We start from the raw sequence: 9,595 nt of genomic DNA on the forward strand, positions 1-9,595 counted from the left end.
CGCTGATTTCTTTAATTTGACTTAAATTTAATTCACGTGCTAAAACGACACGTTTGATTCCAGCATCGGCTAAAAACTTAATTTTATCCGCATCACGATTATTGGCTTGTGTACTGGCGTGAAGTACAATTGGTGGTAATTCCATTTCCATTATTGCCATATCCTGAATAATCAAGGCATCGACATTAATATGATACAATTTCCAAATCAGTTGACGACAAGATTCTAATTCATTATCGTACAAAATGGTATTAATAACCACAAAAACTTGTGCATTAAATAAGTGTGCGTATTTAACCAATTCGGCAATGTCTTCAATAGAATTGGTAGCATTAGATCGGGCACCATACAAAGGCGCGCCAATATAAACGGCATCTGCACCTGCATTGATAGCAGCTATTCCTTGAATTAAATTTTTTGCGGGCGCTAAAATTTCAATCTTCTTCTTCATTTATGAAACTTGTATTTTGTGTATATCTAAAGTAATAATTGTTGGGGTTTTTACTTCACATCTTCTTGGACCACATCCTAATCTTCTTGGACCACAAGAAGCCAAAACCAAACAACCAATTACAATTAGAATTATTTTTTTCATTTTTTAACTATTTACTTGTACTAAGGTAGCCATTTTTTTCGCTTTTTCAACAATTTCTTCAATGGGTGTATTTAAATTATCATACGTTAAGGTTACACCCATTCTTCTGTACGGTCGAGACGTTGGTTTTCCAAAAAGTCTGAAGTCTGTTTTAGGTTGAAACGCTACGTTTTCAATTCCTGTAAAAGTTGGATGATTTGAATTTTCTGAAGCTAAAATTACGGCACTTGCTCCTGCTCTTTCTTGTGTAATTTCGAAAATTGGTAAACTTAAAATAGCACGTAAATGCAATTCAAATTCATTAAAATTTTGCGTATTGGCTAATGTTACCATACCAGTATCGTGAGGTCGTGGCGATAATTCTGAAAAATATACGCCTTCGTTTGTTAAGAAGAATTCTACGCCAAAAAGTCCTGCACCGCCTAAAGCTTCGGTAACCTTTTTTGCCATTTCTTGTGCTTCTAAAATATCTGTTTGTGAAACTTTGGCTGGTTGCCAACTTTCTTGATAATCGCCTCGTTCTTGTCGGTGACCAATTGGTGCGCAAAAAAGAGTGGGCAAATTATTATTTTGAGTTACCGTTAAAAGCGTAATTTCCGAATGAAAATTTACAAATGCTTCTACAATTACTTCTACAATATCACCACGTGAACCTTCAACTGCATATTTCCAAGCTTTTTCAATGTCTTCATTTGATTTTATTGTAGATTGACCTTTTCCAGACGAACTCATTAATGGTTTAACGACGCAAGGCATTCCTACTTGGGTAACTGATTTTTGTAATTCTTCGAAAGAAGTAGCATAACGATAATTAGCCGTTTTTAAACCTAGTTCTTTAGCCGCTAAATCGCGTATTGCTTTTCTGTTCATAGTGAAATTAGCCGCTTTTGCAGAAGGTACAACTGTAATTCCTTGTTTTTCATAGTCATAAAAACGCTCCGTACGAATGGCTTCTATTTCTGGAACGATAAAATCTGGTTGATGTTTGGTTACAATTCTGTCTAATTCAGCGCCATCAAGCATATTGATTACTTCAAAACCGTGAGCAACTTGCATTGCTGGTGCGTTTTCGTAACTATCTACAGCAATTACGGTTTGTCCGATTCGTTGTGCAGCAATTACAAATTCTTTTCCAAGTTCACCAGAACCTAATAGAAGTATTTTTTTATTCATTTTTGTTATTTTTAAATTTCAAAATTCGTTGTTTAAACTTGGAATGTTGAAGAACGAATGTTGAATGTTGAATTGGGGTTGCGTTAGGGAATGCAGTGAAAATCCTTTTTTAATTGCCTGAGGTTCTCGAAGGTAATTAAAAAAGATTGTAACGTAATGCCCGACCTGAAAGGGAACGCCCATATAATTAAAAACCATTAGAAATTAAGATCTTTACTAAATTTCTAATGGTTCTGTTTTGTATTTATGCTAAAATATTTTTAATTCTTGAAATTGCTTCAATTAACTGTTCTTCGCTTGTTGCGTAGGATAGTCGTAAACAATTTGGACTTCCGAATGCTTCGCCAGTTACGGTTGCTACGTTGGCTTCGGCTAATAAATACATAGCTAAATCTGTAGCGTCTTTAATTTCAGTTCCTTTTACTGTTTTTCCAAAGTAATAAGAAACATCAGGAAACACGTAAAAAGCACCTTCTGGATTGGTTAATTTGAAACCTGGAATATCTTTCATTAATCCGAAAACTAAATCGCGGCGTTTATGAAAAGCATCAACCATATATTTTATTTGAGAAGGATTTGCTTGTAATGCTGCAATAGTAGCACGTTGGGCAATTGAATTAGCACCACTTGTTACTTGACCTTGCATTTTTGTACACGCTTTTGCGATGAATTCTGGCGCACCTATATAACCAATTCTCCAACCTGTCATAGCAAATGCTTTTGCCACACCATTTACGGTAATGGTATTGTTTTCCATTCCTTCGATTGAACCTATAGAACAATAATCATCAGTGTAATTTATATGTTCGTATATTTCATCTGAAACCACATAAATGTTTGGATATTTTTTTAAAACGGCAACTAAAGCGGTTAATTCATCTTTGCTATATACTGAACCTGAAGGATTACAAGGCGAACTGAACCACATCATTTTTGTTTTTGGTGTGATGGCAGCTTCTAATTGTTCAGCTGTGATTTTGAAATTTGTATCCACTGAAGTTGGAACTTCTACTGGAATTCCTCCAGAAAGTTTGATGATTTCAAAGTAAGAAACCCAAAATGGTGCTGGAAGAATTACTTCATCACCATCGTTAAGCATTACTTGTGCAATATTGTATAGTGATTGCTTTGCACCTGTTGAAACAACAACTTGATTAGGCGTATAGTTTAGATTATTATCTCTTTTAAATTTTAAGCAAATAGCTTCTTTCAATTCTAAATAACCATCCACAGGTGAATAGGTTGAATAATTATCATCTATGGCTTGTTTTGCCGCTTCTTTGATAAAATCTGGCGTATTGAAATCTGGTTCGCCTAAGCTTAAACTAATAATGTCTTTTCCTTGTTGTTTTAATTCTCTTGCTAATGCTGCCATTGCTAAAGTTTGTGAAACTGCAAGATTGTTAATTCTCTCAGATAAAATGTGATTCATTTTGTGTAGTTAAATATGATATAAATGAAGAAACGCGATAAATCGCGTCTCTGTTTTCTTATGCTAATTGAGGTCGTTTACCTAACTCTTTCAAATGTTTGAAATGTGCAATTACAGCACTTCGCATACTTTGATATTCGAAATAAGGTAACTCGCATTCGGCTGCAGTTTGTTTTACAAATTCTGCAATTTTACCATAATGAATATGGCTTATATTTGGAAAAATATGGTGTTCTATTTGATGATTTAGTCCGCCTGTATACCAATTTACAATCCAATTTTTTGGAGCAAAATTTACTGTTGTTAACAGTTGGTGTATGGCCCAAGTATTTTCGATTTCACCCTCTTCATTCGGGTGTGGATTTATGGTGTCTTCAGTAATATGTGCTAATTGAAAAACAACACTTAATATCATTCCAGCTGTATAATGCATTACGAAAAACCCAATTAATATTACCCACCAACTTGCCACTCCAAAAACTAAAGGTAATACAATCCAAAAGCTGAAATACACAATCTTAGAGATTACTAAACCTGTCCAAAGTGTTTTTGGATTTGGCGTATTACCATAAGATAATTTTCTTTTTAAATAACCGCCCATTTGTTTAAAATCGGTAGTTAAACACCAATTAATAGTAAGTAATCCATATAAAAATATTGAATAATAGTGTTGAAATGCATGAAATTTATACCAAGTAGCTTCTTTGGTGAAACGGATTACTCTACCAGCATCTAAATCTTCATCATGGCCAGGAATATTAGTGTAAGTGTGGTGTAATACATTGTGTTGTACTTGCCAGTTATACACATTTCCTGCTAAAATATAGATACTTCCACCCATTATTTTATTTAACCAAGTTTTAGAAGAATACGAACCATGATTTCCATCATGCATTACATTCATTCCAACACCTGCCATACCAATACCTATGATTATTGATGCAAAAAGATAAGCTAAAACAGGTATATCAATGAAAAATATTACAAAAAACGGGATGAAAAATAAGCTGAACATAATGCCCGCTTTTAAATGCAATTTCCAGTTCCCTGTTTTATCAATATTATGCTCTTTGAAATAGTCGTTAACTCTTTTATTTAGTGTTCTAAAAAATTGATTTTTATCTGTTCTTGAAAAAGTTGGTGTTTGCATTTTCATCTAAATATTATATATTAATTCACAAATATACTACTATTTTTCGAAAATTTATTATGACAAATATCATATGACATAAAAATTGTATTTTTGTAAAAAATAAACAATAATTTGGAACTGATATTAAAGTATTTCCCCGATTTAACCCCATTACAGGTTGAACAATTCACAAAATTATACGATTTGTATACAGATTGGAATTCAAAAATAAATGTAATTTCAAGAAAAGATATAGAGGAGTTATATTCTAGACACGTTTTGCATTCTTTAGGCATTGCAAAAGTGATACAATTTCAACCAGGTGCAACAATTTTAGATGTTGGAACAGGCGGTGGTTTTCCAGGAATTCCGTTGGCAATTTTATTTCCTGAAACACAATTTTATTTGATTGACATTATTGCAAAAAAAATAAAAGTAGTTCAAGAAGTAGCAAAAGGATTGGGTTTAAAAAACGTAAAAGCGGAACAAAAAAGAGCCGAATTAGTAAAAGAAGAATTCGACTTTATTGTAAGTCGAGCCGTAACCAATATGCCAGATTTTGTAAAATGGACAAAAGACAAAACGAAGAAAAATTCTGTTCACGAATTAAAAAACGGAATTTTATATTTAAAAGGCGGCGATTTAACAGAAGAATTAGCCGCGTATAAAACGGTTCAACTGTATAATTTACCAGAATTTTTTGAAGAAGAATTTTTTGAAACTAAAAAAGTGGTGTATTTGCCATTAAAGTATAAATCCTAATAACTAAAAAATTGTTATTATGACTAGAACTACAATTTTGTTGCATTGATAATTTTGTAAATTTCTATTGCTTTTCCATCTGTTAACAATGAAACAAACTGACAAATATTTAATAATTTATCATACATTGTTTCTTTATTTCCTTTGTATTTTTCTGGAAGGATATTCATTATTAATTTATCGAAATTTGTACCAGAATTAGTTGAAGTTTGAATATATGCTTGAATAAAAACATCTAAAAGCGTATGAATAACTTTATATCCAATGATTTCTTTTTCAATTACTTCTTTTGATTGGTAAATGTTTTTGACGCTAATTTCAATAATATCAGAAATTTGAGCTTTATACTGACTTTTATCCATTAAAGAAACTGAAAATTCTCCTTTCAATATGGCTGTTTCATTTTCCATAAATACAGAAACTGCATCATTTATTAAGCTTCCAATAGCTAATGCGCGTAGGTAACTAATGCGGTCTTCTTTGGTTTGTAGTTCGTTGTATTTTTTAGAATCGATAGATTTTTGAACCAGCTTTATTAAATATTCTAAAGCAAAATCTTCATTAATTAATCCAAGTTTTATACCATCTTCAAAATCAATAATTGTGTAGCAAATATCATCAGCAGCTTCAACCAAAAAGGCTAAAGGATGACGAAAATATCCTACATCAGGATTCGATTTGTTCGAAATCATACCCAATTCAGAAGCTACCTCTTGAAAGAATTGTTTGTCTTGTTGAAAAAATCCGTACTTTTTATCACAAATGTTTGAAGTTGGCTTTTTGGGCAAACTTTCTTTGGGATATTTCATAAATGTTCCTAAAGTGGCGTATGATAATCGCAAAGCGCCCTCTACTCCTTCTCTATTTGATGTTAAAATAGAAAAACCATTTGCATTCCCTTCAAAATCAACAATATCTTGCCATTCTTTTTCAGTTACATCCGACTTGTATTTCTGTCCACTTCCTGAAGAAAAATATTCTCCAATTGCTTTTTCTCCTGAATGTCCAAATGGGGGATTTCCAATATCGTGCGACAAGCAAGCCGCAGCAACAATAGCTCCAAAGTCGTTTAATTGATAGCCGTGTATTTCTTGTAAATGTGGGTATTTTTCTAAAATTTTTTTGCCAACCAATCTTCCAATGGAACGACCAACAACAGAAACTTCCAAACTATGTGTCAAACGCGTATGCACAAAATCTGTTTTAGAAAGCGGAATTACTTGTGTTTTGTCTTGAAGCAAACGAAATTCTGAAGAAAAAATAATTCTATCGTAATCTACTTCAAAACCTAAACGGGTATCGTCTTGTTCTTTTCGTAATCTTTTACTCGTGTCGCCTTGTCGTTTTAAAGACAAAAGTTGTTCCCATTTCATCATTGCAATCGGTTTTAAAAATACGAAGATAGGAATTTAGAAATAAAAAAATCCTTCGTATTGAAGGATTTTAATTTTACTCTTTTAAATTAGATAAGAAAAACAAACTTGATTTTTTTGGATACTTATCATAACTTTTATCGCTTGGATTTTCAATAACGGTTTTCAAATTTACCTCATCGCCAATTTTAAACTTTGAAACCACTAATTTATAATCTAACATATAAGGTCCGCAGAAAAAATTTCCATCTGCATCTTGTTCAATTAATCCTGTATATACTCCTTTTTCTTTTGCCATAATTTTAATTTTTTTCAAAGGTATAAAAAAACAGGCATTAAAAATAATGCCTGTTTTATATAATATAATTTATGTTTTTCTACTTATGAACCACACATTTCGCAATCGTCTGGACCAGCATTTTTAGCTAATTCAATCATTGCTCTGTATTCTTCAGCAGACATAGTTTCATTTACTGGCTCTACTACCGCTTGAACTACTTCCAATTGTTCTTTAGGTTGAATGTTTTGTATAGGTTCTGCTTTTTTGTCGTTATTTAATGTAAATTTAATCGCATCAACAGCTGCTTTTGTTCGTAAATAATACATTCCAGTTTTTAAACCTGATTGCCAAGCGTAAAAGTGCATAGACGTTAATTTTGCATAATTTGCATTTTGCATAAATAAGTTTAACGACTGCGATTGATCAACGAAATACCCACGGTGACGCGACATATCAATAATGTCTTTCATAGACATTTCCCAAACGGTTTTATATAATTCTTTTAAATCTTGAGGGATATTTAAATTTTGAACTGATCCGTTTTCACGCATTAATTCTTGTTTTAAATCTTCTGTCCACAAGCCTAATTTTACTAAATCTTCCAGTAAATGTTTGTTTACTACTATAAACTCTCCAGATAATACACGACGTGTATAAATGTTTGAAGTATACGGTTCAAATGCTTCGTTATTTCCTAAAATTTGAGAAGTAGAAGCCGTAGGCATTGGTGCTACTAACAATGAGTTACGTACTCCAAATTCCATTACTTCTTTTCTTAAACTCGCCCAATCCCAACGTCCAGATAAATCTGAATCTTGAATTCCCCATAAGTTATGTTGAAATTCTCCTTGAGAAATTGGAGAACCCTCAAAGCTGGAATACGGTCCTTCTTCTTTTGCCATTTCCATAGAAGCAGTAACTGCTGCAAAATACATAGTTTCAAAGATTTCTTGATTTAATGTTTTTGCTTCATCACTTGTAAAAGGTAATCGCAACATAATAAACGCATCGGCTAAACCTTGTACACCCAATCCAATTGGTCTATGACGCTTGTTAGAGTTTTCTCCTTCAACAACTGGATAATAATTTCTATCAATTACTTTATTTAAGTTTCGAGTAACACGTTTGGTTACGGTGTAAAATAATTCGTGATTAAATGCCCCGTTTTCAACAAACATAGGTAATGAAAGTGATGCTAAATTACAAACAGCAATTTCATCTTTGGAAGTAAATTCCATAATTTCGGTACATAAATTCGAAGAACGAATGGTACCTAAATTTTTCTGATTTGATTTTCTATTTGCTGCATCTTTATACAACATATATGGTGTTCCAGTTTCAATTTGGGATTCTAGAATTTTTTCCCATAATTCGTGTGCTTTGATGGTTTTTCTTCCTTTTCCTGCTGCTTCATACGACGTGTAAAGTGCTTCAAATTCTTCACCGTGCACATCATATAAACCAGGACATTCATTTGGACACATTAACGTCCAAAGTCCATCTTCTTGAACACGTTTCATAAATAAATCTGATGTCCACATTGCGAAAAACAAATCACGAGCACGCATTTCTTCTTTACCTGTATTCTTTTTCAAATCTAAGAAATCGAAAATATCAGCGTGCCAGGTTTCGATGTAAATAGCAAAACTTCCTTTACGTTTTCCACCACCTTGATCAACGTAACGTGCCGTATCATTAAACACCCGTAGCATAGGAACAATTCCGTTAGATGTTCCGTTAGTCCCACGAATGTATGAACCTGTGGCGCGAACATTGTGAATTGACAATCCAATTCCACCGGCTGATTGTGAAATTTTTGCAGTTTGTTTTAAGGTGTCGTAAATTCCATCAATACTGTCGTCTTGCATTGCTAAAAGGAAACAAGATGACATTTGCGGTTTTGGGGTACCTGCATTAAATAATGTTGGTGTAGCGTGTGTGAAGAATTTTTTCGACATTAAGTCGTATGTTTCCAACACTGCTGGTAAATCATTTAAGTGAATTCCTACTGAAACACGCATCAACATATGCTGCGGACGCTCAACAATTTTTCCGTTAATTTTTAATAAATACGAACGTTCCAAAGTTTTAAATCCGAAATAATCGTAGTTAAAATCTCTGTTATATATGATATGAGAATTTAAAAATTCTGCGTTTTCTTGAATTACTTTATGTACTTCTTCTGATAAAAGAGGCGCTGCTTGATTGGTTCTTGGATTTACATAATGATACATTTCACTCATCGTTTCCGAGAAGGATTTGTTGGTATTTTTATGTAAATTAGAAATGGCGATACGAGCTGCCAATTGTGCGTAATCTGGATGAGCAATGGTCATTGAAGCGGCCGTTTCAGCTGCTAAGTTATCTAATTCTGAAGTAGTTACCCCGTCGTACAATCCTTCAATAACTCGCATAGCTACTTTTACAGCGTCTACTAAATCGTTTAAACCATAACACAGTTTTTTAATTCTGTCTGTGATTTTGTCGAAACTTACTGGCTCTTTGTGGCCATCTCTTTTAATTACGTACATAGTTTTTGTTTTTTTGAAACAGCAAATCCCTTTACTGATTCGGGTTATTTGTAATACTTATTTTTTAGCCAGTAAGTAGGGCTTGTCGCTTTTTAAGAACAAAAGCAACTTACGTTTTAGGAAAAGTGAATAGCAGGATTTGGGGAAATCTGTATTGTAAGTTTTTCTTTTAAAAATCAGCGTCAAAAGTAATTTTTTGTGCTTCAGTATCTGTATTCATAACACCTGCTTTTTGGTATTCAGCTACTTTTTTCTCAAAGAAATTTGTTTTTCCTTGTAACGAAATCATATCCATAAAATCAAATGGATTTGAGGTA

At 32.9% G+C, this 9,595-nt stretch carries 9 protein-coding genes and 1 pseudogene; 1 reads left to right on the top strand and 9 read right to left on the bottom strand.

Annotated elements, in window-relative coordinates; genetic code table 11:
• The 5 genes from ACIQ11_RS06085 to ACIQ11_RS06105 form a co-directional block, all read right to left on the bottom strand.
• The coding region (locus tag ACIQ11_RS06085) for a peptidase U32 family protein (RefSeq protein WP_396153772.1) at positions 1-451 on the bottom strand (451 nt) is incomplete at its 3' end.
• On the bottom strand, positions 452-595 hold the full coding sequence (locus tag ACIQ11_RS06090; protein WP_353078510.1) for a hypothetical protein: 144 nt from the start codon (positions 593-595) through the stop codon (positions 452-454). It lies immediately after the preceding gene.
• Between the two features lie 3 nt (positions 596-598).
• Complete coding sequence (gene purT / locus ACIQ11_RS06095) at positions 599-1,768, bottom strand: formate-dependent phosphoribosylglycinamide formyltransferase (protein ID WP_396153774.1); 1,170 nt, start codon at positions 1,766-1,768, stop codon at positions 599-601.
• Between the two features lie 244 nt (positions 1,769-2,012).
• On the bottom strand, positions 2,013-3,200 hold the full coding sequence (locus ACIQ11_RS06100) for a pyridoxal phosphate-dependent aminotransferase (protein ID WP_396153776.1): 1,188 nt from the start codon (positions 3,198-3,200) through the stop codon (positions 2,013-2,015).
• Positions 3,201-3,258: 58 nt separating this feature from the next.
• Complete coding sequence (locus ACIQ11_RS06105; RefSeq protein ID WP_396153778.1) at positions 3,259-4,356, bottom strand: fatty acid desaturase family protein; 1,098 nt, start codon at positions 4,354-4,356, stop codon at positions 3,259-3,261.
• A 108-nt stretch (positions 4,357-4,464) separates the two neighbouring features.
• Here ACIQ11_RS06105 and rsmG point away from each other — a divergent pair, with 108 nt between their 5' ends.
• Positions 4,465-5,094 carry a 16S rRNA (guanine(527)-N(7))-methyltransferase RsmG gene (gene rsmG / locus ACIQ11_RS06110; RefSeq protein ID WP_396153780.1) on the top strand — a complete coding sequence of 210 codons (630 nt, stop codon included), beginning with the start codon at positions 4,465-4,467 and terminating at the stop codon, positions 5,092-5,094.
• 29 nt (positions 5,095-5,123) lie between these two features.
• Here rsmG and ACIQ11_RS06115 read toward each other — a convergent pair whose 3' ends face one another.
• The 4 genes and pseudogenes from ACIQ11_RS06115 to ACIQ11_RS06130 form a co-directional block, all read right to left on the bottom strand.
• Complete coding sequence (locus ACIQ11_RS06115; protein WP_396153784.1) at positions 5,124-6,467, bottom strand: deoxyguanosinetriphosphate triphosphohydrolase; 1,344 nt, start codon at positions 6,465-6,467, stop codon at positions 5,124-5,126.
• A gap of 76 nt (positions 6,468-6,543) precedes the next feature.
• A complete protein-coding gene (locus ACIQ11_RS06120) occupies positions 6,544-6,765 on the bottom strand; it encodes a hypothetical protein (RefSeq protein ID WP_291241755.1) in 222 nt (73 codons plus the stop codon).
• Positions 6,766-6,848: 83 nt separating this feature from the next.
• Positions 6,849-9,278: a ribonucleoside-diphosphate reductase subunit alpha gene (locus ACIQ11_RS06125; RefSeq protein ID WP_396153782.1), complete on the bottom strand. Its 2,430-nt coding sequence runs from the start codon at positions 9,276-9,278 to the stop codon at positions 6,849-6,851.
• A gap of 169 nt (positions 9,279-9,447) precedes the next feature.
• Positions 9,448-9,595, bottom strand: a pseudogene (locus ACIQ11_RS06130) (ribonucleoside-diphosphate reductase); the annotation flags it as partial.

This window comes from Flavobacterium sp. (assembly GCF_044361065.1).
GTDB lineage: Bacteria > Bacteroidota > Bacteroidia > Flavobacteriales > Flavobacteriaceae > Flavobacterium.